At 69.4% G+C, this 22,390-nt stretch carries 18 protein-coding genes; 14 read left to right on the top strand and 4 right to left on the bottom strand.

Annotation, left to right across the window (positions count from 1 at the left end; translation table 11 throughout):
* The first annotated feature begins 24 nt into the window (after positions 1-24).
* The 5 genes from FOH10_RS22880 to FOH10_RS22860 all read left to right on the top strand — a co-directional run bounded on the left by FOH10_RS22880 (position 25) and on the right by FOH10_RS22860 (position 9,083).
* Positions 25-2,715: a valine--tRNA ligase gene (locus tag FOH10_RS22880; RefSeq protein WP_143982263.1), complete on the top strand. Its 2,691-nt coding sequence runs from the start codon at positions 25-27 to the stop codon at positions 2,713-2,715.
* A 71-nt stretch (positions 2,716-2,786) separates the two neighbouring features.
* Positions 2,787-4,151: a bifunctional tetrahydrofolate synthase/dihydrofolate synthase gene (folC, locus tag FOH10_RS22875; RefSeq protein ID WP_143984267.1), complete on the top strand. Its 1,365-nt coding sequence runs from the start codon at positions 2,787-2,789 to the stop codon at positions 4,149-4,151.
* Between the two features lie 68 nt (positions 4,152-4,219).
* Positions 4,220-4,561, top strand: coding sequence for a DUF4233 domain-containing protein (locus FOH10_RS22870; protein WP_143984266.1), 342 nt, complete (start codon positions 4,220-4,222; stop codon positions 4,559-4,561).
* A 48-nt stretch (positions 4,562-4,609) separates the two neighbouring features.
* Positions 4,610-5,026, top strand: a complete 417-nt coding sequence (gene ndk / locus FOH10_RS22865) for a nucleoside-diphosphate kinase (RefSeq protein WP_029927102.1) — start codon at positions 4,610-4,612, stop codon at positions 5,024-5,026.
* 592 nt (positions 5,027-5,618) lie between these two features.
* Complete coding sequence (locus FOH10_RS22860; RefSeq protein WP_425326098.1) at positions 5,619-9,083, top strand: translation initiation factor IF-2 N-terminal domain-containing protein; 3,465 nt, start codon at positions 5,619-5,621, stop codon at positions 9,081-9,083.
* A 93-nt stretch (positions 9,084-9,176) separates the two neighbouring features.
* On the opposite strand, the gene FOH10_RS22855 is transcribed toward FOH10_RS22860, so the two are convergent.
* Positions 9,177-9,824 (bottom strand): pentapeptide repeat-containing protein, encoded by a 648-nt coding sequence (locus FOH10_RS22855; protein WP_143982262.1) that lies wholly within the window; start codon positions 9,822-9,824, stop codon positions 9,177-9,179.
* 286 nt (positions 9,825-10,110) lie between these two features.
* Between FOH10_RS22855 and rplU the strand changes: the two genes are divergently transcribed.
* The 5 genes from rplU (at position 10,111) to FOH10_RS22830 (ending at position 14,308) form a co-directional block, all read left to right on the top strand.
* Positions 10,111-10,422: a 50S ribosomal protein L21 gene (rplU, locus tag FOH10_RS22850; RefSeq protein ID WP_029927107.1), complete on the top strand. Its 312-nt coding sequence runs from the start codon at positions 10,111-10,113 to the stop codon at positions 10,420-10,422.
* 39 nt (positions 10,423-10,461) lie between these two features.
* Positions 10,462-10,722 carry a 50S ribosomal protein L27 gene (gene rpmA / locus FOH10_RS22845; RefSeq protein ID WP_143982261.1) on the top strand — a complete coding sequence of 87 codons (261 nt, stop codon included), beginning with the start codon at positions 10,462-10,464 and terminating at the stop codon, positions 10,720-10,722.
* A 139-nt stretch (positions 10,723-10,861) separates the two neighbouring features.
* Positions 10,862-12,322, top strand: a complete 1,461-nt coding sequence (gene obgE / locus FOH10_RS22840) for a GTPase ObgE (protein WP_143982260.1) — start codon at positions 10,862-10,864, stop codon at positions 12,320-12,322.
* Between the two features lie 85 nt (positions 12,323-12,407).
* On the top strand, positions 12,408-13,541 hold the full coding sequence (proB, locus tag FOH10_RS22835; RefSeq protein WP_244961336.1) for a glutamate 5-kinase: 1,134 nt from the start codon (positions 12,408-12,410) through the stop codon (positions 13,539-13,541).
* A 329-nt stretch (positions 13,542-13,870) separates the two neighbouring features.
* Positions 13,871-14,308, top strand: a complete 438-nt coding sequence (locus FOH10_RS22830) for a DUF4254 domain-containing protein (protein ID WP_063821450.1) — start codon at positions 13,871-13,873, stop codon at positions 14,306-14,308.
* A gap of 99 nt (positions 14,309-14,407) precedes the next feature.
* On the opposite strand, the gene FOH10_RS22825 is transcribed toward FOH10_RS22830, so the two are convergent.
* Positions 14,408-15,505 carry a methyltransferase gene (locus FOH10_RS22825; RefSeq protein WP_244961335.1) on the bottom strand — a complete coding sequence of 366 codons (1,098 nt, stop codon included), beginning with the start codon at positions 15,503-15,505 and terminating at the stop codon, positions 14,408-14,410.
* 266 nt (positions 15,506-15,771) lie between these two features.
* Between FOH10_RS22825 and FOH10_RS22820 the strand changes: the two genes are divergently transcribed.
* Positions 15,772-16,212 carry a hypothetical protein gene (locus FOH10_RS22820; protein ID WP_143982259.1) on the top strand — a complete coding sequence of 147 codons (441 nt, stop codon included), beginning with the start codon at positions 15,772-15,774 and terminating at the stop codon, positions 16,210-16,212.
* Positions 16,213-16,288: 76 nt separating this feature from the next.
* Here FOH10_RS22820 and FOH10_RS22815 read toward each other — a convergent pair whose 3' ends face one another.
* Positions 16,289-18,409, bottom strand: coding sequence for a RecQ family ATP-dependent DNA helicase (locus tag FOH10_RS22815; protein ID WP_143982258.1), 2,121 nt, complete (start codon positions 18,407-18,409; stop codon positions 16,289-16,291).
* Positions 18,410-18,661: 252 nt separating this feature from the next.
* Here FOH10_RS22815 and FOH10_RS22810 point away from each other — a divergent pair, with 252 nt between their 5' ends.
* Positions 18,662-19,144: a hypothetical protein gene (locus FOH10_RS22810; protein ID WP_039811385.1), complete on the top strand. Its 483-nt coding sequence runs from the start codon at positions 18,662-18,664 to the stop codon at positions 19,142-19,144.
* A gap of 22 nt (positions 19,145-19,166) precedes the next feature.
* Here FOH10_RS22810 and FOH10_RS22805 read toward each other — a convergent pair whose 3' ends face one another.
* On the bottom strand, positions 19,167-20,390 hold the full coding sequence (locus FOH10_RS22805; protein ID WP_143982257.1) for an RtcB family protein: 1,224 nt from the start codon (positions 20,388-20,390) through the stop codon (positions 19,167-19,169).
* Positions 20,391-20,596: 206 nt separating this feature from the next.
* Between FOH10_RS22805 and FOH10_RS22800 the strand changes: the two genes are divergently transcribed.
* Positions 20,597-21,013, top strand: coding sequence for a DUF4189 domain-containing protein (locus tag FOH10_RS22800; protein WP_244961334.1), 417 nt, complete (start codon positions 20,597-20,599; stop codon positions 21,011-21,013).
* A 153-nt stretch (positions 21,014-21,166) separates the two neighbouring features.
* Positions 21,167-22,384 (top strand): glutamate ABC transporter substrate-binding protein, encoded by a 1,218-nt coding sequence (locus FOH10_RS22795; RefSeq protein ID WP_051037001.1) that lies wholly within the window; start codon positions 21,167-21,169, stop codon positions 22,382-22,384.
* Positions 22,385-22,390 lie beyond the last annotated feature (6 nt).

The following is a 22,390-nucleotide window of genomic DNA, read 5'->3' as shown; positions in this document are numbered from 1 at the left end:
GAGGTCCTTCTTTAGAATCGCACGGTGACCAGCACAGCCTCTGAGAACTCGCGTAATCGTGCCGATGCCCTCCCCAAGAGCTGGAACCCCGGCGAAGTGGAGGCCGAGCTGTACGAGCGCTGGGTAGCCGCTGGTTACTTCACCGCCGACGCGAGCAGCGACAAGCCGCCGTACTCGATCGTCCTGCCGCCCCCCAACGTCACCGGCTCCCTGCACATGGGCCACGCCCTCGACCACACCCTCATGGACACCCTGACCCGCCGCAAGCGCATGCAGGGCTACGAGGTGCTGTGGCTGCCCGGCATGGACCACGCGGGCATCGCCACCCAGAGCGTGGTGGAGAAGCAGCTCGCGGCCGACGGCAAGACCAAGGAAGACTTCGGTCGCGAACTGTTCGTCGACAAGGTCTGGGACTGGAAGCGCGAATCGGGCGGCCAGATCCAGGGCCAGATGCGCCGCCTCGGCGACGGCGTGGACTGGAGCCGCGACCGGTTCACCATGGACGAGGGCCTGTCCCGCGCCGTGCAGACCATCTTCAAGCGGCTCTACGACGCGGGCCTCATCTACCGCGCCGAACGCCTGGTCAACTGGTCGCCGGTGCTGAAGACCGGCATCTCCGACCTCGAGGTCGACTACAAGGACGTGGAGGGCGAGCTCGTCTCGCTGCGCTACGGCTCGCTGAACGACGACGAGCCGCACGTGATCGTGGCCACCACCCGCGTCGAGACCATGCTCGGCGACACCGCGGTGGCGGTGCACCCGGACGACGAGCGGTACGCGGCGCTGGTCGGCACCACGCTGTACCACCCGATCACCGGCCGTCAGATCCCGATCGTGGCCGACGACTACGTCGATCCCGAATTCGGCTCCGGTGCGGTGAAGATCACCCCCGCACACGACCCCAACGACTTCGAGCTGGGTCTGCGCCACAACCTGCCCATGCCGACCATCATGGACGAGACCGGCAAGATCGCCGGAAGCGGAACCGAATTCGACGGCATGGACCGCTTCGAGGCCCGGCGCAAGATCCGCGAGCGCCTGGAGGCCGAGGGCCGCGTGGTCGCCCGCAAGTTCCCGTACGTGCACAGCGTCGGCCACTCCGAGCGCTCCGGCGAACCCATCGAACCGCGGCTGTCCATGCAGTGGTGGGTCAAGGTGGAATCCCTCGCCAAGGCCGCCGGTGACGCCGTGCGCGCGGGCGATGTGAAGATCCACCCCGCCAGCCAGGAGCCGCGCTGGTTCGAATGGGTCGACAATATGCACGACTGGTGCATCTCGCGGCAGCTGTGGTGGGGGCACCGCATTCCGATCTGGTACGGCCCCGAGGGCGAGATCGTGTGCGTCGGCCCCGACGAGCAGGCCCCCGAGGGCTACGTGCAGGACCCCGACGTGCTCGACACCTGGTTCTCCTCGGGCCTGTGGCCGTTCTCCACCATGGGCTGGCCCGACGCCACCCCGGAACTCGGAAAGTTCTATCCCACCAGCGTTCTCGTCACCGGCTACGACATCCTGTTCTTCTGGGTGGCCCGGATGATGATGTTCGGCATGTTCGTCTCCGACGACCCGGCGCTCACGGCGGGTAAGGGCGGACAGCGGCAGGTGCCGTTCCAGGATGTGTTCCTGCACGGCCTGATTCGCGACGAACACGGCAAGAAGATGTCCAAGTCGCGCGGCAACGGCATCGACCCGCTGGACTGGATCAGCGAATACGGCGCGGACGCGACCCGCTTCACCCTCGCCCGCGGCGCACAGCCCGGCAGCGACCTGTCCATCGGCACCTCGCACGTGATGGCCTCGCGCAGCTTCGTCACCAAGCTGTTCAATGCCACCAAGTTCGCGCTCATGAACGGCGCGGCACCGGGCGAGCTGCCCGCCCGCGACACCCTCACCGACGCCGACCGCTGGATCCTGGACCGGCTCGAAGCCGTTCGCGCCCAGACCGATACGGCGCTGGACCGCTACGAGTTCAGCAAGGCCCTCGAAGGGCTGTACCACTTCGCCTGGGACGAGCTGTGCGACTGGTACCTGGAGCTGGCCAAGGTGCAGTTCGCCGCATCCGAGGAGCGCGCCGCCGGCACCCGCATCGTGCTCGGCAATGTGCTGGATTCGGTGCTGCGCCTGCTGCATCCGGCCATTCCGTTCGTCACCGAGGCGCTGTGGCGGGCGCTCACCGGCGGTGAATCCCTCGTGATCGCGCGGTGGCCCGAGACCTCCGGTGTGCCCGCCGACACGGTGTCGGATCGCCGCATCGCCGACGCCCAGCGTCTCATCACCGAGATCCGCCGCTTCCGCAGCGATCAGGGGCTCACCGACAAGCAGAAGGTGGCCGCGAAGCTCATCGGCATCGAGGCCGCCGACCTCACCGGGCAGCTCGCCGAGATCGCCGCGCTGGCCCGGCTCACCGAGGCGGGCGAGGATTTCGCCGCCACCGCCGCACTCGAGGTGCGCCTCACCGATGCCACCGTGACCGTGGAGATCGACACCTCCGGCACCGTCGACCTCGACGCCGAACGCCGCCGCCTGGAGAAGGACCTCGCCGCCGCCCAGAAGGAATTGGCGGGCACCACCGCCAAACTCGGCAACGAGGGTTTCCTCGCCAAGGCGCCCGAGGATGTGGTCGCCAAGATCCGGGGCCGTCGGGAACTGGCCGCCTCCGAGGTCGAGCGCATCGGCGCGCGGCTGGCGGAGATCGCGAAGCTGGCGGAGCGCCGGTGAACGACGAGCCGGAGCGTCGGTACGCGGAGGAGCCGTTGACAGGCGGCACCTCCCCGGTCGACCTCGCCGAAATGGCCCTGGTCGAAGCCGAACTGGACCAGCGCTGGCCGGAAACCAAGATCGAGCCGTCGCTCGCGCGCATCTCGACTCTCATGGATCTGCTGGGCTCGCCGCAGCAGGGCTACCCGGCCATCCACATCGCCGGAACCAACGGCAAGACGTCGGTCACCCGGATGATCGACGCTCTGCTCACCGCCCTGCACCGGCGCACCGGGCGGATCACCAGCCCGCATCTGCAACTGGCCACCGAGCGCATCGCCATCGACAACGCGCCCATCACCCCGGGGCGCTATGTCGAGACCTTCCGTGAGATCCAGCCCTACGTCGAGATGATCGACGCACAGTCCACGGCGGCGGGCGGTCCGGCCATGAGCAAGTTCGAGGTGCTCACCGGCATGGCCTACGCCGCCTTCGCCGAGGCGCCGGTGGACGTGGCCGTGGTCGAGACCGGTATGGGCGGTCGCTGGGACGCCACCAATGTGATCGACGGGCAGGTCGCGGTGATCACCCCGATCGGGTTGGACCACACCGACTATCTGGGACCGGATCTCACTTCGATCGCGGGGGAGAAGGCCGGGATCATCAAGAAGGCTCCCGACGACGGACTGGTGCCGCGCGACACCGTGGCCGTCGTAGCCCAGCAGGAGCCCGAGGTCATGGAGGTGCTGCTGCGCCGGGCCGTCGAGGTCGACGCCGCGGTCGCGCGGGAGGGCTCGGAGTTCCGGGTGCTGTCGCGGGCGGTGGCCATCGGCGGGCAGATGCTGGAACTCCAGGGTCTGGGCGGGGTGTACGACGAGATCTTCCTGCCGCTGCACGGTGAGCATCAGGCCCGCAATGCCGTGCTGGCACTGGCCGCCGTCGAGGCGTTCTTCGGCGCGGGCGCGCAGAAGCAGCTCGATATCGACGCCGTCCGAGCGGGATTCGCGGCCGCCGCGAGTCCGGGGCGGATGGAGCGCATGCGCAGTGCGCCGACCATCTTCATCGACGCCGCGCACAATCCGGCGGGGGCGCGGGCGTTGGCGGCGACCCTGACCGACGAATTCGATTTCCGCAAGCTGGTCGGTGTGATCGCGGTCTTGGGGGACAAGGACGCCGGTGGCATCCTCGACGCCCTGGAGCCGATCTTGGACACCGTCGTGGTCACCCAGAACGGTTCGCCGCGCGCCTTGCCCGTCGACGATCTGGCCAACCTGGCCGTGCAGCGCTTCGGCGACGAACGTGTCGCGGTCGCCCACGACCTGGCCGACGCCATCGAAACCGCCATCGCCCTCGCCGAGGAGGGCGAGGATATGGTCTCGGGGGCGGGCATCGTCGTCACCGGTTCGGTCGTCACCGCCGGGGCGGCCCGCTCACTGTTCGGAAAGGACCCCGCGTGAACGGCCCCCCATCCCACGAGCCAGTGCCCGCACCCGCCACCGATCCGTGGAAGGGCTTCCGCGGGGTGATGGCCGGGGCGCTGATCCTGGAGGCCATCACCGTGCTGCTGGCGCTGCCGGTGGTGGCGTCGGTGGGCGGCGGGCTGGAGTGGTGGTCCACCGCCTATCTGGTCGTGCTGGCCGCGGTGCTGGTCGTCGGCTCCGGATTGCAGCGGCGGCCCTGGGCCATCCTGTTCAATCTGGGCTTGCAGATCTTCGTGATGGCGGGCACGTTCATCCACCTGTCCATCGGCATCATCGGCATCGTCTTCGCCGCGGTGTGGGTATTCATCCTGGTGCTGCGCGCGGATGTGAAGAAGCGCATGGAGATGGGCCTGCTCCCGAGCCAGCGCACCGAGAATCAGGGCTGACGTCGCCGGATTCGGGAGTTCGCGCGGTCCCCGGTTACGCTGTGCGCCGTGACTGAGCAGACGTTGGTTCTCATCAAGCCGGACGGCGTGGCCCGTGGCCTGATCGGTGAGATCATCACCCGTATCGAGCGCAAGGGTCTGAAGATCGCCGCGCTGAAGCTTGTGAACGTCTCCGAGGAGCTGGCGGGCGAGCACTACGCCGAGCACAAGGAGAAGCCGTTCTTCGGTTCCCTGATCGAGTTCATCACCTCCGGCCCCGTGGTCGCGGCGATCCTCGAGGGTCCGCGCGCCATCACCGCCTTCCGCCAGATCGCGGGCGGCACCGACCCGGTCGAGAAGGCCGTCCCCGGCAGCATCCGCGGCGACTACGCCCTGGAAACCCAGTTCAACCTCGTCCACGGCTCCGACTCGCCCGAGTCCGCCAAGCGCGAGATCTCCCTCTGGTTCCCCGAAACCGCCAACTGACACAGCGCCCGTTCGCATCGGCCGCGCCGTCGCTCACCCCCGGGTGCCTCATCTCTCCGCGCACCCGGGGTGCCTTTCTGCCTGCGTAAACCCTCTCCGCCCGAGTAACCCCCCGTTGGTTCGCGGCGCGTCCCGGTTCTGGACTGACCGGAGCGGAGGAGCGAAGCGGGGGAGCGGAGGGAGGGAAGAACCGGGACCTCCAGCGCCGCGAACCCGCCGGAGCGGAGCGGAGGCAATTAGACACAGTGTGGGATACTGGGCAGCGGATGTAGCCGACGCCGGTCACTAGCGGCAGGTGGCGGCCACAACCGAGGCACCGCAGCATGACGGACGGTCATCGCTGCCGCCGACAGCTTCCGAGACTCGGCTGTCGGGCGGCACGCTGGATGAACGCTCGTGCGGTGGTGTTGAGCCAACCAGCCAGGCGCCGCGTGACCAGTTAGCCGAACGACGACAACAACAGGCGAACACCGGACACGCGGGGCGAGACCATACGACCTCGAGCCCACCGGGCACCGAGGCGAACGGACAGTGCCCCCGCGTCGGCCGCGTCACTCCCAGAGGGACGCGCCCGGGGGTCCGAGGAGAATTCGTGGCCGAACAAGAGCCGCAGGACGCATCGCAGGTGAACGGTGAAGGGGAGGCGGGCCGTTCGGGACAGGGACAGTCGGCTACCGCCCCGGCCGCCGAACAGTTGCCGGAACGGATCCGAGTGCACGCACTGGCGAAGTTGCTGGGCACGACCAGCAAACGCATCCTTGCCCACCTGACCGAGATGGGCGCGCAAGCCCGCAGCCCCCAATCCAGCCTGGACCGCACCGTCGCCGAAACCGTGCGTGACGCGTTCGGGCCGCGTGACGTGGAAGTGACCGCCGCGACCGTGCCCGGCGACGCCGCCCCGGGCACCGCCGCCCCGACCTCCGGGAGCGTAGCCGCCGAGGCGCCCGCGGCCGAGACCACGGCGGTGGCGGCCGCGGCCGGTCAGGCCGCCGCGACCGTCGACGAGGCCATTGCCGCGGGCGACGACCGGGCCGCCGACGAGCTGGCCGCCGAGGAGGTCGAGCAGGCCGAGGCCGCCGAGTCGACCGCCGCGCACCAGCCGACCACCCTGTTCGCCAGCCCGTTCCAGTCCGTGGCGCCGGCCGCCGAGGAATCCGTGGTCTTCGAGCCCCCCGCCGTGGTGGCCGCACCGCTGTTCCTGCCGCCGGACGCCACCGCCGCCGAGGAGCTGCGCCGCAAGCGCCGCGTCGAGCGCAAGCCCAAGGACGAGCCGGTCGAGGAGGCCGCGCCCGCCGCCGAGGAGCCCGCGCCCGCCGAGGACAGCACCGACGAGGGCGACTGGGACGAGAACCGCGACAAGAACGACGGCGCCTCCCGCCGTCGCCGCCGGGGCCGTCGCGGTCGTGGCCGGGGTCGCGGCGAGCAGCAGAACGAGGGCGAGGACAACGCCTCGGAGTCCGAATCGGATACCGACGACGAGGACGAGACGCGGACCGCCGCCGACGCCGAGGCGTCGGCCGAGGGCGAATCCGGTGATGACGACGCCGAGGATTCGGCCGTGCCGGAGGGTGCCAGCTCCCGCCGTCGCCGTCGGCGCCGCCGCCGCAAGGGCGGGGAGGACAGCGACAACGAGCCCGCCGACGACGATCCGCCGAACACCGTCGTGCACGAGCGCGAACCGCGCAACAAGCGGCGCGCCGAGAAGAATGTCGACGAGGTGCAGGGCATCACCGGTTCCACCCGGTTGGAGGCCAAGCGCCAGCGTCGCCGTGACGGCCGCGAGGCCGGTCGCCGTCGCCCGCCGATCCTGACCGAGTCGGAGTTCCTGGCGCGGCGCGAGTCGGTGGACCGCGTGATGGTGGTGCGGGAGAAGCACTTCGCCGAGCACCCGACCGCCACCACCCAGGTGGCGGTGCTCGAGGACAACATCCTGGTCGAACACTTCGTCACCAGCACCGGGTCGGCCTCCATGGTCGGCAATGTGTACCTGGGCAAGGTGCAGAACGTGCTGCCCTCGATGGAGGCGGCGTTCGTCGACATCGGCCGCGGCCGCAACGGCGTGCTGTACGCGGGCGAGGTGAACTGGGAGGCCGCCGGGCTCGGTGGTCGGGAGCGCAAGATCGAGCAGGCGCTCAAGCCCGGTGACACCGTGCTGGTGCAGGTCTCCAAGGATCCGGTGGGCCACAAGGGTGCCCGCCTGACCACCCAGATCAGCCTGGCCGGTCGCTTCCTGGTGTACGTGCCCGGCGGCACCTCCACCGGTATCTCGCGCAAGCTGCCCGATACCGAGCGCAAGCGGCTCAAGGAGATCCTGCGCGATATCGTGCCGCAGGACGCGGGCGTCATCATCCGTACCGCCTCGGAGGGCGTGAGCGAATCCGAGCTCGCCCGCGACGTGGAGCGGTTGCAGAAGACCTGGCGCACCATCGAGGAGCAGGCCAAGAACGGCTCCGGCGCGCCCAAGACGCTGTACGAGGAGCCCGACCTCCTGGTCAAGGTCGTGCGCGACCTGTTCAACGAGGACTTCTCCAAGCTGGTCATCGAGGGCGATCGGGCCTGGACGACCGTCGAGAACTATGTGCGCACGGTCGCCCCGGACATGCTGAACCGGGTCGAGCGGCACGACGACAACGGTGTGGACGTGTTCGGCGCGTTCCGCATCGACGAGCAGCTGGCCAAGGCGCTCGACCGCAAGGTGTGGCTGCCCTCGGGCGGCACCCTGGTGATCGACCGCACCGAGGCCATGACCGTGATCGACGTGAACACCGGCAAGTTCACCGGTTCCGGCGGCTCCAATCTGGAGGAGACGGTCACCCGCAACAACCTGGAGGCGGCCGAGGAGATCGTGCGCCAGATGCGGTTGCGCGATATCGGCGGCATGATCGTCGTCGACTTCATCGACATGGTGCTGGAATCCAACCGGGATCTGGTGCTGCGCCGCCTCACCGAGGCGCTGGGTCGTGACCGCACCCGCCACCAGGTGTCCGAGGTGACCTCGCTGGGCCTGGTCCAGATGACCCGCAAGAAGCTGGGCACCGGCCTGGTCGAGGCGTTCTCCACCACGTGCGAGCACTGCCACGGGCGCGGCATCCTGGTGCACAACTATCCGGTCGAGTCCGCTCCGGCGGAGGAGGGCGGGGGCCGCCGCGAGGGTCGCCGTCGCCGCAAGGACAAGGGCGAGAAGGCCGCCGCCGCGCCGGAACCGGCCGTGGTGGAGGAGAAGGCCCCGCCGACCGAGGAGAAGGCCGCCGCCAAGCGGGCCCACCCGGTGGCGCTGGCCATGGCCGCCCACCAGGCCGAGGACTCGGCGCACGAGGCCGCCGACGCCGCCGCCGTCGCCGTGGAAGCGGTCGACCTGGCGGTGGCGCAGGCCGAGACCACCGGAGTGGACGAGGCGGTCGCCGATACCGCGGCGACGTCGGACGTGACGGTCATCGAGGCGGCCGACCAGGCCGCCACGGCCGCCGCGCAGGCCGCCGCCGCGGCCGAGGAGGCCGCCGCCACCGCCGCGGAGCTGAAGGCGGCCGAGGTTCGCGCCGCCGAATCCGGGACCGCACCGACCACCGGGGAGTCCCGCGCCGCGAAGGCCCGCACCAACGGGACCGCGTCGACCGCCGCCGACGCGGTGGTCGCGCCGGAGGCCGAGACGGCCGCTGGTGAGGCGCAGCTGATGGTCACCGAGGCGCAGGCCGCCACCGGTGCCCAGACCGCGGAGACGGTGACCGGCGATGTCGGACGCCCGAAGGCGGTGCACCCCGAGCCGAAGATGGCCGTGGCCGAGCCGGAGAAGGTGGTACCGGCCCCGGAGAAGGCGGCTCCCGCCGCGACCACGGACGAGTCCCCGGCTCCGGCCGGTCGCCGTCGCCGCCGGGTCGCGCGCACGGCCGCCGCCCCGGCAGCCGACAGTCAGGGTGCGGTGTTCGTGCTGTCCAGCGCGGATCAGCCGCAGACCCCGGCACTGTCGCTCGAGGACACGGCACCGCCGCCGCCTCCGCGCGCCCGGACCCGCCGCCGTGCGGCCGGTCGCCCGGCCGGGGCCCCGGAGGGCGGCAATTAGCCGGTACGTTCGCTGACACAGATCGTGGCCCCGCCGATCCAGGCGGGGCCACGATCTGTCTCGGGGATGCGGCGATTCCGGGGATACGTCGACTCAGTCGTCGCGGACCGTGATTCCGAAGGTCTGGGCGAAGGCCGGGGCGAGATCCATGAGCTGGGGCGGGCTGATGATCGCGCCGCGCAGGGCTTCGATGCCCTGGCTGATGCCGAGCGCCCGCGCCCCGCGCAGGTCGACCTCCTTCAGCCGGGCATCGTGCAGAGTCATACCGTCGATCGACGAGCCGGGGAAGCCGACCCGGGTGAGCTTCGCCCCGATGAAATCCGGTTGTCGCAGCACACAGTCGACGAACTGGACATCCTGGAGGTTGGCGTCGCGGAAGTTCACGCCGTCGAGCTTGCAGCCCTCGAAACGGACGCGGCGCAGTCCGGAGCCGAAGATCTCGACGCCGGACAGGGCGGTGTCGATCAGCTCGGCATCCATCCAGTGCGTCTGGCTCAGGTCGACGCCCAGCCAGCGGGTGTCGCGGAACCAGACGTCGGAGAAGCGGGCGAAGCGCAGGCTGCCGCCCTGGAAGGTGACGCCGGTTCCGGCCGACTCCTCGAAGCGCGCACCACTGGCTCGCACATCCTGGAAGTGGGCGCCGTCCAGGTGCACGGTCTCGTAGCCGGTGTCGGGTTCCGGTTCGGTCTCCAGTGGCTTCAGATAGCGGGCATAGGGGAGATCGCTCAGCTCACGGGGCACCAGGGCACCATAGGCCCGGCCACCGACAGGTGTGCGCCGGGTGTGTGCTCGAGCCCATCGCGGCCCGGTTTGGAGGCGTCGGCTCCGGTCAGGTAGTCTTGGACGGTCGCTGCCCGGTGACAGCAGTCTGCTGTGGAGCCGTGGCCCGGTTCAATCGAGAGCCACCAGGCGCTGAGGCGGCGGTGATTACCAGACCAGTCTGCGGCGGTTTCCGGTGTCGATCGGAGACAGGCCGTGAGAGCCACAGTGCCCAGTGCACTAGTAGAGGAAGAAGGGCAGCCGACCGATGGCAACGTACGCGATCGTCAAGACCGGCGGAAAGCAGTACAAGGTCGCGGTCGGTGACCTGGTGAAGGTCGAGAAGATCGAGGGTGAGCCGGGCACTTCGGTGTCGCTGTCGCCGGTGCTGGTCGTGAACGGCGCCGAGCTGACCACCGATGCTGACAAGCTGGCGAAGGTTTCCGTGTCCGCCGAGGTCGTCGAACAGACCAAGGGGCCGAAGATCCGCATCCACAAGTTCAAGAACAAGACCGGCTACCACAAGCGTCAGGGCCACCGTCAGAAGCTGACGGTCCTGAAGGTCACCGGCATCAAGTAGTCCGACCAGGGGTTCGCACCCCGGCACGAGGAGTTAGCAATGGCACATAAGAAGGGTGCATCCAGCTCGCGCAACGGTCGCGACTCGAATGCCCAGCGGCTCGGTGTGAAGCGCTTCGGCGGCCATGTCGTCAAGGCGGGCGAGATCCTGGTCCGTCAGCGCGGCACCCACTTCCACCCCGGCGTGAACGTCGGTCGTGGCGGTGACGACACGCTGTTCGCCCTCGCGGCGGGCTCGGTCGAGTTCGGCACCAAGCGTGGCCGCAAGACCGTCAACATCGTGGAGCCGGTGTCGGCCTGACGCCGTCACGGAGCTTCTCCACAACTTTCCGAAGCGGGTCAGGGTGCGGAAACACCCTGGCCCGTTTTGCTGTTCGCGCTACTGTCCGATCGGCGCTGCCAACGCAGCCGACACGTCCTGAAGGAGGATGATCACCGATATGTCCAAATTCATCGACCGTGTCGTATTGCATGTGCGCGCGGGCAAGGGTGGGCACGGCTGTGCCTCGGTGCACCGCGAGAAGTACAAGCCGCTCGGCGGCCCCGACGGCGGCAATGGCGGCAATGGCGGGGACGTGGTCCTCGAGGTCGATCCGAATGTGCACACCCTGCTGGACTTCCACTTCCACCCGCACGCCAAGGGCGGCAACGGCAAGCCCGGCGAGGGCGGCAACCGCAATGGCAAACAGGGTGAGGAACTGCTGCTGAAGGTGCCCTCGGGCACCGTCGTCATGACCGCGGACGGGGAGATCCTGGCCGACCTCGTGGCCGACGGTGAGCGCTTCATCGCCGCCAAGGGCGGCCGTGGCGGCCTCGGCAATGCCGCGCTGGTGTCGAAGGCGCGCAAGGCGCCCGGTTTCGCGCTGCTCGGTGAGGCGGGGCAGGAGCGCGATCTGGTCCTCGAACTCAAGTCGGTGGCGGATGTGGGGCTGGTGGGTTTCCCGTCGGCCGGTAAGTCCTCGCTGGTGTCGGTGCTCTCGGCGGCCAAGCCGAAGATCGCGGACTACCCGTTCACCACGCTGGTGCCGAATCTCGGGGTCGTGCAGTCCGGTGACACCACCTTCACCGTGGCCGATGTGCCGGGGCTGATTCCGGGGGCCAGCGCGGGCCGCGGTCTGGGCCTGGACTTCCTGCGGCATCTGGAGCGTTGTGCGGTGCTCGCCCACGTGGTCGACTGCGCCACCATGGAGCCGGGTCGGGATCCGGTCTCCGATGTGGACGCGCTCGAGGCCGAGCTGGCCTCCTACAAGCCCGCGTTGCAGGCCGATACCGGACTGGGGGATCTGGCGGACCGGCCGCGCGTGGTCATTCTCAACAAGGCCGATATTCCCGATGCCGACGAGCTGGCCGATTTCGTGCTTCCGGAGTTCGCCAAGCGGGGGTGGCCGGTGTTCAAGATTTCCGCCGTCAGCCGGGACGGTTTGCGGCCCTTGACCTTCGCGCTCGCCGACATGGTCTCCGCGTATCGGGAGGCGCATCCCAAGGCCGAACCGAAGCGTCCGGTCATCCGCCCGGTCGCCAAGGGCGACAGCGGATTCCGCGTGACGCACGATCCGGAGACCGATGGCGGGTTCATCGTCTACGGCGAGCGCCCGGAGCGCTGGGTGGCGCAGACCCAGTTCGACAACGACGAGGCCGTGGGCTACCTGGCCGACCGCCTGGCTCGTCTCGGGGTCGAGGAGGAGCTGGTGAGGCTGGGTGCGCAGCCGGGCGCGCCGGTCACCATCGGCGATGTGTGCTTCGACTGGGAACCGCAGATCTCCGCGGGAGTGGAGGTCATGATGACGCGGCGCGGCGTGGATCCGCGCCTGGACCAGACCGAGCGCATCAGCGCCGCCGAGCGCAAGCACGCCTCGCGGGTGCGCCGTGGTCTGGTGGACGAGGACGACTACGAGGAATGACGTGCCGCGGCGGTTCGCTCCCGCATCGTGGCGTGGGCGGCAGCGGTGCAGCGGGTGTACCGCGGGCGAATTGAGGTGTGGTGCAGTGAGTTCGAGTATCACGCGGGTGGAGACCGAGCGCAGTGACGCGCGGCAGGCCATCGCGTCGGCGCGCAGTGTCGTCGTGAAGATCGGTTCCTCCGCGCTGACCAGCCTGGAGGGCGGCCTCGACAACGATCGGCTGGACAAGCTGGCCGATGCGGTGGAGACGCGGATGCGGGCCGGATCGGATGTGGTGGTGGTGTCCTCCGGTGCGATCGGCGCTGGTATCGCCCCGCTGGGATTGTCCAGTCGCCCCAAGGATCTGGCGACCAAGCAGGCGGCGGCGAGCGTGGGGCAGCTGGCGCTGGCGCACGCCTGGGGCACCTCGTTCGCGCGCTACGGTCGCGTGGTCGGACAGGTACTGCTCAGCGCGGACGATTTCGCGCGGCGGGAATCGCATCGCAACGCGCAACGCACTCTGGATCGGCTGCGCGCCCTGCACGCCATCGCGGTGGTGAACGAGAACGACACCGTCGCAACCGAAGAGATCCGGTTCGGCGACAACGACCGGCTGGCGGCGCTGGTGGCGCACCTGGTGGGTGCGGACGCGCTGGTGCTGCTCTCCGATGTGGACGGCCTCTACGACGGAGACCCGCGCAAGGGCGGCGCGAACTTCATTCCGGAGGTGCGCGGCAGCGCGGATCTGGACGGGGTGATCGCGGGCAGCGGCGGCGCGCTCGGCACGGGCGGTATGGCGTCCAAGCTGTCCGCGGCGCGCTTGGCCGCCGATGCCGGTGTACCGGTGCTGCTCGCCGCCGCCTCCGAGGCCGCCGCCGCCCTGTCCGGGGCTACGGTCGGCACCGCCTTCGCCGCCCGGCCGATCCGCCTGTCGGCACGCAAGTTCTGGGTCCGCCACGCCGCCGACAGCCGGGGTGCGGTGCACCTCGACGCGGGCGCGGTGCGGGCCGTGGCCGAGCGCCGCAGCTCCCTGCTCGCCGCGGGTATCACCGAGGTGCGCGGCCGCTTCTACGGCGGCGACGTGATCAGCCTGGTGGCGCCCGACGGCCAGGTGGTCGCCCGCGGCATCGTCTCCTACGACAGCGATGAACTGGAGACCATGAAGGGCCGCTCCACCACAGACCTACCGGAAGGTATGCAACGCCCCGTCGTGCACGCCGACGACCTCGTGAAGGTGTGAGCGCGGCCGTCGTGCCCAAGCCGCCACCGGCGTAAGGGGATTCGGCGGAGAGGCCGGAACCGGCCGGCAGCACCGTCGGTCCGGCGGCACGCCGCGAGTTCCCGGTATGGCTGGCGTGTCCCGAGTTGAGGGGCGACGGAAGGCCACCGGAAGGGCAGTGGGCGGACGGGCGGTACGGCGCATGCTGGAGAGGCACCCGGCGCCGTATCGCATGTGCCCTTCGCCGATAGCGGTCCCGGATCCGGCGCGGTCCGCCCTTGCCGCGCCGGGCTCGCGGTTCGGTGACCGCCCGCGGCGCCGGGTGCGCCCGCACCGCCGTGGAGGTAGGTATGTACGTACTGCCCGACTGGCATGAACTGCTGGCCGCGTTCTGCGGTCATATCGGCGATCAGCCGGAGGATCATCCCGTGACCCGCTGGGCTCGGCTGCTGGCCGAATCGCATCTGGCGCGGCGGGATCGGCCGGAGTGCGCCATCGAGATCGACCGTCGGCGGGCCCACATGGTCGAGTGCATCGACGATTACGTGCTGCGCCGGGCGCGGCGCGCCGATTCGGCCGCGGCGCACGGCGAATCGCTCGGCAGCGTGGTGGACGCCATGGCCGCCGCCCATGTGCGCGCGGTGCATCTGCTGCGCACCGTCGACGCGGTCTCCGATGAGCGGGTGCACGCGGCGTGGTTTCTGTTGGCCTCCATGGCGGACGGGTGGACCGACCGGGTGGCGCTGGTGACCGGAATGGTCGGCGAACCGGTGCGCCGGTCGGCCTGAGATGTGCCGGCCCCGGGGGCCAGACACCCGGGGTGCGGTGGTCGTGGTCGCGCGCAGGGGGCGCGGCCGCGACCACCACGGCCGCCGTCCACGCCGTGGCTATCCGGTCGGGCGGGCTTCGAGAATGCTGTCGGGAGCGGCCGTGTCGACGGTGCGGACGAGAGTGAAACCGCTGCGGGACAGAAGGTCTCGGAACTGCTCGGCGGTGCGTTCCCGGCCGCCGGAGTTGACCAGCATCTCCAGGTCGATGAACTTGCCCGCGTGCGGGCGGTGGTGTTCGGGCAGCAGGATCTCGATGACGAGGAGGGTGGCGTCGGGCGCCATCGCCGCGCGCACGGTGCGCAGCAGCCGCTCGGCGTCGGCGTCGGGCCAGTCGTGCAGGATGTGTTCGAGCAGGTAGGCGTCGCCGCCCTCGGGCACCGATTCGAAGAAGGATCCGGAGCGCAGCGTAAGGCGTTGGGCCAGTGCGAGTTCCGTGATCTCGTCGGGCGGCTCCGCCAGCACCCGAGGCAGATCGAAGAGTATGCCGCGCGCGTCCCGGTGGCGGCGCAGGATCGCGGCGAGCAGGGCTCCGTGTCCGCCACCGATATCGACGACCGTCCCGAACCGGCCGAAATCGTATGCGGCGAGCAGCGGTTCGATGGCGAGGGTGTTCACGCTGGCCATGGCACGGTCGAACAGCGCACCGAGTTCTCGGTGTTCGGCGGCGTATTCGAAGAATCCCGCCCCGTCCAGTGCGGGCCCGACCGGTTTTCCGGTCCGCACCGCATCGGCCAGATGCGTCCAGTGGCGGCGGTGGTACTCGGACCCGAAGAACAGCGACAGATCCCGCAGCGTGACCGCGCCGTCCGACCGCAGCGCCCGCGACATCCCGTTCAGCGCGTACGCCCCGTCGCGCCGCCGCGTGAACACGTCGAAGCTGACGAGCAGCCGCAGCAGTCGTTCCAGGGCGTCCGCGTCGGCCCCCACCGCCCGCGCCAGCTCCTCCACCCGTTTCGGCCCGTCCGCCAACGCGTCCGCGATCCCGAGCTGTGCCGCCGCCTGAATCGCCGGCGCCAGAAACCCGGTCATCTGCAATTCGAGCAGTGCGATATGCCCCGGCACCAGATGCCGATGCAGCGCCGCGAGCCCATCGCGCACCCGCCCCACCGCGCGCACCAGCGGTGGCGGAGGCAGTTTCAGAGATCCGAATGCCACGGCGGCTCCATCACTGATCGGCGCTGCTCGGACTCGTCGAGCCTACGCCGCCTCGACCACTGGGGCGCGGTCACTTTCGATCCGGCGTGGCGTGGCGGCAGTCGCACCGGACAGCGAACGGCGGCGGGGCCGGTATCCATCTCGAGAATGCGCGGCCGAGCGTCCGCGCTGAATTTGACAATTACTTGAGATTTTCGGTTTGCCGGTCGGGGTTACCGGCTGCTTCGATCGGGTCGAACCACCGACCGGAAGGAACAATCGTCGCCATGCGCCGAACCACCATGATAATTCTCGCAGTCACGATCAGCGTCGGCGCGCTGAGCGGCTGCAGCCGCACTTCCTCGGAGACGAGCGCTCCCAGCGGCGCCGGGACCTCGACGACAGCCGCGGCCTCCGGTGCGAGCACAGCCGAATACTGTGAGGCGGTCGAGGAACTGGGTGATTTGGCGGCAGCCTCGACCTCGGCGGAACTCATCGCCAAGGCACGTCGAATCGCCGAAGTCGCCCCGGCCGATATCCGCGCCGATTGGGTGGCGTTCGCCGACGCCAGTGAAGCTGGGCTCGATCTTTCGGAAATCGATTTCTCGAACCCCGACACCGCCATCGAGGAATTGCAGGGCAAAACGGTGGAGGCTCAGCAGAACGCCACGAAGCTGACCAATGCTTCCACCAATATCGGCAAGCACATCACACGAACCTGCAAGTAGCCCGGCCCGGTGGCGTGGGGTGTCCGCCCCCACGCACACGTAGCGGGGCCGGTGTGCGCATCGGCCTCCGGCGGGTTCAGGAGGGGGTGGCCAGGGCGAACGGCAGCACCGCGTCGGCTCCGGCGGCGCGCAGCGCGCGTGCGGCCATGGTGAACGTCCAGCCGGTGTCGGTGAGGGTGTCGACCAGCAGGATCGGGCCGTCCACCGAGGTGAGATCCGGTGTCTCCCAGGCATTGTGGAGGGCGGCCACGCGGTGGGCGGAGTTGACGGCCGAGACCGGGGGCAGGTCCGGGCGCAGGTGCAGGACGCCGAGGTCGCGCAGGCGGCCGATCTCGGCGAGCCGGGCGGCCAGGGAGGCGGCGAGAATCGGGTGGGTGGGTGATTCCAGGGCCATGACGGCGGTGGGGCGCCGCGCCCAATCCCATTCGCGCAGTACCACCGTGCAGGCGCGGAAGACCTCGTCCGGCACCGGGCCGTCCGGTGCGTCGAGCAGGGCGCGCAGCCGCTGGCCCCAGCCGAGATCGCTCAGGCGGCCCAGCACGCGGCCGGTCTCGGCGCCGTCGGAGATCTTGCCGGACAGGGAGATTCCGAGCTTGGCCATACCCGTCGGCCACTGCTTGCGCGGGGCCAGATCGATACCCGGCCGGTCCAGACGGGCTCGGATCTCGGCGACCTGGGCGGTGTCCACGCCGGTATCCGGGCGGGTGCCCGTGCAGTTGTCGCAGCGGCCGCAGCCGGGGGAATCGGGAGTGAGGCCCGGGTCGTCCAGTTGCCGCCGCAGGAAATTCATCCGGCATTCGGCCGTGGCCTGGTAGTCGATCATGGCCTGCTGTTCGGCGTCGCGGGCGGCGGCGAGCCGTTCATAGCGTTCGGTGTCGTAGGCCCAGGGTTCGCCGGTGGCGATCCACCCGCCGCGCACCCGCTTGACCGCGCCGTCCACGTCCAGGACCTTGAGCACCATCTCCAGGCGCGAGCGATTGAGTTCGACCAGCGGTTCCAGCGCGGCGGTGGACAGCGGCCGATCCCGGTCCAGACTGTCCAGCACCGAGTGCACGATATGTTCCCGAGGGAAGGCGACCGAGGCGAAGTAGCTCCAGATGCGCCGGTCCTCCGGTCCGGGCAGCAGCACCACCTCGGCGCGCTCGGTACCGCGCCCCGCACGGCCCACCTGCTGGTAGTAGGAGATGGGGGAGGAGGGCGCGCCGACGTGCACCACGAATCCGAGATCGGGTTTGTCGAAGCCCATCCCCAGTGCCGAGGTGGCGATGAGCGCCTTGACCTCGTTGTTCAACAGCGCGATCTCGAGGGCTTCGCGCTCGGTGGGTTCGGTCTGGCCGGTGTAGGCGGCGACCTGGTGGCCGTGCGAATTCAGCACGTCGGCGAGGTCGTGCGCGGCGGCGACGGTCAGCGTGTAGACGATCCCGGAGCCGGGCAGTGCGCGCAGGTGCTGGCTGAGCCAGGCGGTGCGCTCGACCGCGTCGGCGATGCGCACCACCGACAGCCGCAGCGATTCCCGATCGAGGCTGCCGCGCAGCACCAGCGTATCGGTGCCGATCTGGGTGGCCACGTCGGTGACCACGCGATCGTTGGCGGTCGCGGTGGTGGCCAGGACCGGCACATCGGAGCCGAGGTCGGCGATGAGGGTGCGGATGCGCCGGTAGTCCGGCCGGAAGTCGTGGCCCCAATCGGAGACGCAGTGCGCCTCGTCGACGACCACCAGTCCGGCGTCGGCGGCCAGTTTCGGCAGCACCGCGTCGCGGAAGTCGGGATTGTTCAGGCGTTCCGGGCTCACCAGCAGCACGTCCACGTCGCCCGCGGCCACCCGGGCGTGGATCTCGTCCCATTCGGTGACATTGCCGGAGTTGATGGTGGCCGCCACCACGCCCGCGCGCTCGGCGGCCGCGACCTGGTTGCGCATGAGCGCCAGCAGCGGAGACACGATCACCGTCGGGCCGCGTCCCGCCGCCCGCAGCAGTTTGGCCGCGATGAAGTACACCGCCGACTTGCCCCAGCCGGTGCGCTGCACCACCAGCGCCCGCTGCCGTCGCACCACCAGCGCCTCGATGGCGGTCCACTGATCCTCCCGCAGCCGCGCCGACGGCCCGGCGAGTTCGCGCAGCAGCCGTTCGGCGTCGTCCCGCAGCGCCGCACTGGTCTCGGTCGGAGAGGTCGCGTTGGTCGGGGTCACGCGCTCCATGGTGCCTCACGCCGCCGACAACCGACCGCCAGCGGGGGCTTCCCGCACCCCTTCCCCCGCTCGCGCACCGCTTCCAGGCGTTTCGGTCGATGGTTCGACGGCACGGCGACATCTCGACCGTGCGATCCGGTGTACCGAATGACGGGAGACTTCGTTGCGGTGCGGTCAAGATCGGGCGGGTCGAGGCTCGGTGCCGGACAATGGGGGGACCGGGGACCGGCGGGCGCGTCCCGGGGGCGGATGGGAGGCGTCATGGGTCAGCAATTTCCGTCGCCTGCGGGGTGGAGCCCGCCGGGCACACAGTTCACCAGTGGTTCCGCGACGTCGCGCTCGGTCACCGGGGTGGTGGCGGGACTGGTGATGACGCCGATCGGAATCGCCTTGGCGGCCAATGGCGGGCTGGATATCCGCTACTGGGTGATCGTCGGCGCGGTGACCGACCGGTTCACCGCGTCGGTGCAGATCATCGTGGGCTCGCTGCTGCTCATGCTGGTGGCGGTGCTGGCCGCCTACTCACCGCTGGGCACCATGGTGGCGAGCCTGGTGTGGGGTGTGTTCCCGGGCGTGCTGCACCTGCTGTTCCCCGACGACACCTTCCGGCTGATCGGGGACCTGCCGCTCATCTCCAGTGAGATGACGGTGGCGCTGCACGCCTGGGTCACCTACGGTTTCGCGCTCATCTCGGGGTTCATGCTGCTGGGCGCGGGCATCGTGGGCGCACTGCTGCGCCGCTGAGCCCGCGCCCGCACGGCACACCTCAGCCCTTCACACACAGCACCTGGCGCAGCGTCGCCACGACGTCGACCAGTTCGCGCTGGGCGTCGATGACCTGGTCGATGTCCTTGTACGCCGCGGGGATCTCATCGATCACCCCGGCGTCCTTGCGCGACTCCACGCCCTCGGTCTGCGCGATCAGATCGGCCACCGTGAACTGCTTCTTGGCGGCATTGCGGCTCATCCGGCGGCCCGCACCGTGCGACGCGGACTGGAACGAGGCCGGATTTCCCTTGCCCCGCACCACATACGACCGCGTACCCATGGATCCGGGAATCAGCGCCAGATCGCCCGCGCCCGCCCGCACGGCGCCCTTCCGCGTCACCAGCATGGGCACCCCGTCGACGATCTCCTCCGCCACATAATTGTGATGGCAGGAGATCGGCTCGTCGAAACGCACGTCGACTCCGGTGAATTCATCCCGCACGGCCTTGCACACCAGCGCCAGCATCACGGCCCGATTGCGCGCCGCGTATTCCTGCGCCCAGGTCAGATCCCGCCGGTACGCCGCCATTTCCGGGGTCCCGGAGAGGAATACCGCCAGATCCCGATCCGGCAGATCCTGATTGTGCGGAAGTGCCCGCGCGATGGCCATATGCCGCTCGGCGAGTTCCTTACCGATATTCCGGCTCCCGGAATGCAGCAGAATCCATACACTCTGCTCGGTATCCAGGCAGACTTCAACGAAGTGGTTGCCCGATCCCAGCGAACCCATCTGCTTGTGCGCCTTGGATTCCAGGGAATGGACTCCGGAATGCAGCGCACCGAAGGACTTCCAGAAGCGCTCCCAGCCGGAACGCAACGTGGTGCCCGCCGCACGCTGGCCGTGTATCTCAGCCTCGAGTCGCCGCACATTCACCGGCTCCCGATGCGCGGTGAATCCGACCGGTACCGCCGCCTCGATGCGGGACCGCAGCGACAGCAGATCATCGGGCAGCTGCGCGGCCGTCAGCGAGGTGCGCACGGCCTCCATGCCACAGCCGATATCGACGCCGACCGCGGCGGGCGCGACCGCGTCCCGCATGGCGATGACGGATCCGACCGTGGCCCCCTTGCCGAGGTGCACATCGGGCATGACGCGCACGCCGTGCACCCATTCCAGTTGCGCGATGGTGCGCAGCTGCCGCAAGGCGGCGGGGTCGACTTCGTGCTCGTGCGCCCACATGAGCGTCTGCGCGCGCGTTCCGCGCAGCTCGACGGGAAACATCGTTCGGTCCTTCCTCTTTTTCGAACAGCTCCACCGTAAGGAGCGAGTGGACGTGCGCGCATCCGAATATCGGGCCGGGTGAAGGCGTCGCGCTGTGCCGGTCTGCCGTCGCGACGGCGCTTTTCGGCGACCGAATGCTTTCCGGGTGTCGCCGGATTCGTCTAGCATCGCCTCGTTCGATCGCTTCTGAAATAGTGGAGATTCTCTTGTCGCTCGCTCGTAGTGCCGCAGTCACCGCCGCCGCCGTCGCCGTCTGCGCACTGGGTTTCGCCGCGCCCGCGCAGGCCGCGGGACAGCACGGCACCATCGCGATTTCCCGGCTGAACAATGTGGTGGTCGCCGCCACCGACACCTCCAGTCGGGTCGTCGCCGACGCCGCCGCCATCAAGGACTGCAATGTGTACGACTGCGAAATCGTGCTGCGCTTCAGTGACGGATGCGGTGCGGTAGCCCGGGGTGCGGACGGTCGGTACGGGTGGGCGGCCGCGCCGACGCGCACCGAGGCCGAGGCGGCCGCCGTGGGCGGATTGGGAGAATCGCATCCGCCATTCCCCGATCTCGGCAGTGCCTCCCCGCGACCCGCCCAGATCGTGCTCTCCGCCTGTACGGCAAACGCGTCCTAGCGGGCGAATCGGCGTAGATATTCGGAGGAATTCACGTCGGAAGTATTCGAGTTCGCCGAGTTTTCCGCTGTCGAATGGTTGGATGCACGATGGTTGCCCATTGCGCCACCAGATTACGCATTCCGAACCACCGCAGACAGGAGAGCGTTGTCGATGAAAGGTGTGAGCCTCGCCGGTGTGATCGCCGTGGGTCTGACGGTCGCGGCCTGCGGTGAGGAGAGTGAACCCGCGGTGCCGCCGCAACAGCCCCCGTCGCTGACCGTCGGGATCAAATTCGATCAGCCCGGGATGTCGGTCATGGGGCCGGACGGCGTGCCGCGCGGTTTCGACGCCGACACCGCCACCTACATCGCGGGCAAGCTCGGTGTCACGCCCGAGCACATCGTCTGGAAGGAAGCGCGCTCGGAAGACCGCGAGCGCCTGTTGAATTCGGGGGCGGTGGATTTCGTGGTCGCCTCCTACTCCATTACCGCGGGTCGCCAGCAGCAGGTGTCCTTCGCGGGGCCCTACCTGGTCGCGGGCCAGGATCTGCTGGTCCGGCAGAGCGAGCGGAAGATCGAACGTCCCGAGGACCTCAACGGCCGCACGGTCTGCACCGCGGAGGGCTCCAGCTCCGCGGACAAGATCCGCAAGGACTTCGCCGCCCGCGCCGATCTGGTCACCCGCGACACCTATGTGCAGTGCGTCGCCGACCTGCTCACCGGCACGGTGGACGCGGTCTCCACCGATGACGTGATCCTCGCCGGATACGCCGCGCAGCATCCCGGCACCCTGCGCGTGGTGGGCCATCGCTTCACCCGGGAGCGCTACGGCGTCGGCGTCCGCAAAGGTGACATCGACATGCAGGCCCGCATCACCCGGGCCATCCGCATGATGATCGACGACGGCAGCTGGCGGCGCGCCATCGAAGCCAATATCAGCCCGTCCGGCCACCGAACCCTGCCGCCCCCACCGGTTTTCAACGCACCGGACAAGGAGATCGCCCCCGGCGACCGCACTCAGCTCGATCCGGAGCTGGTCCGCATCACCGAGGCCATCGCCGCGACCTTCAACGCCCAGGACTGGGAGGGCTTCCAGCAGCTGGTCTGCCCCGAAACCGCCCAGGACATCGACGATCTCGTCATCCAGTACACCCCGCAGTACGACCGCACCCTGGGCCCGGAGGTGCGATCGGCGGGCTTCACCAAGACGATCACCGGCATCACCCAGACCAGCCCGAATTCGGCCACCTACCTGGCGCACGAATCGTTCACCGATATCCCGGAGAAGTACCGCCAGTACTTCAAGGACATCGACTACACCGGCACCATGGTCCGCCGCGACGGCGAGTGGCGATTGTGTTCCATCGCCGCCGATTTCGTCGAACCCTGAGCGGCT

Origin of the sequence: Nocardia otitidiscaviarum, from assembly GCF_007362295.1 — a bacterium.
In the GTDB taxonomy this organism is placed as follows: Bacteria; Actinomycetota; Actinomycetes; order Mycobacteriales; family Mycobacteriaceae; genus Nocardia; species Nocardia otitidiscaviarum.
The sequence above is the reverse complement of the archived record's forward strand: the minus strand, read 5'-3'. Positions and strand labels throughout refer to the sequence as shown.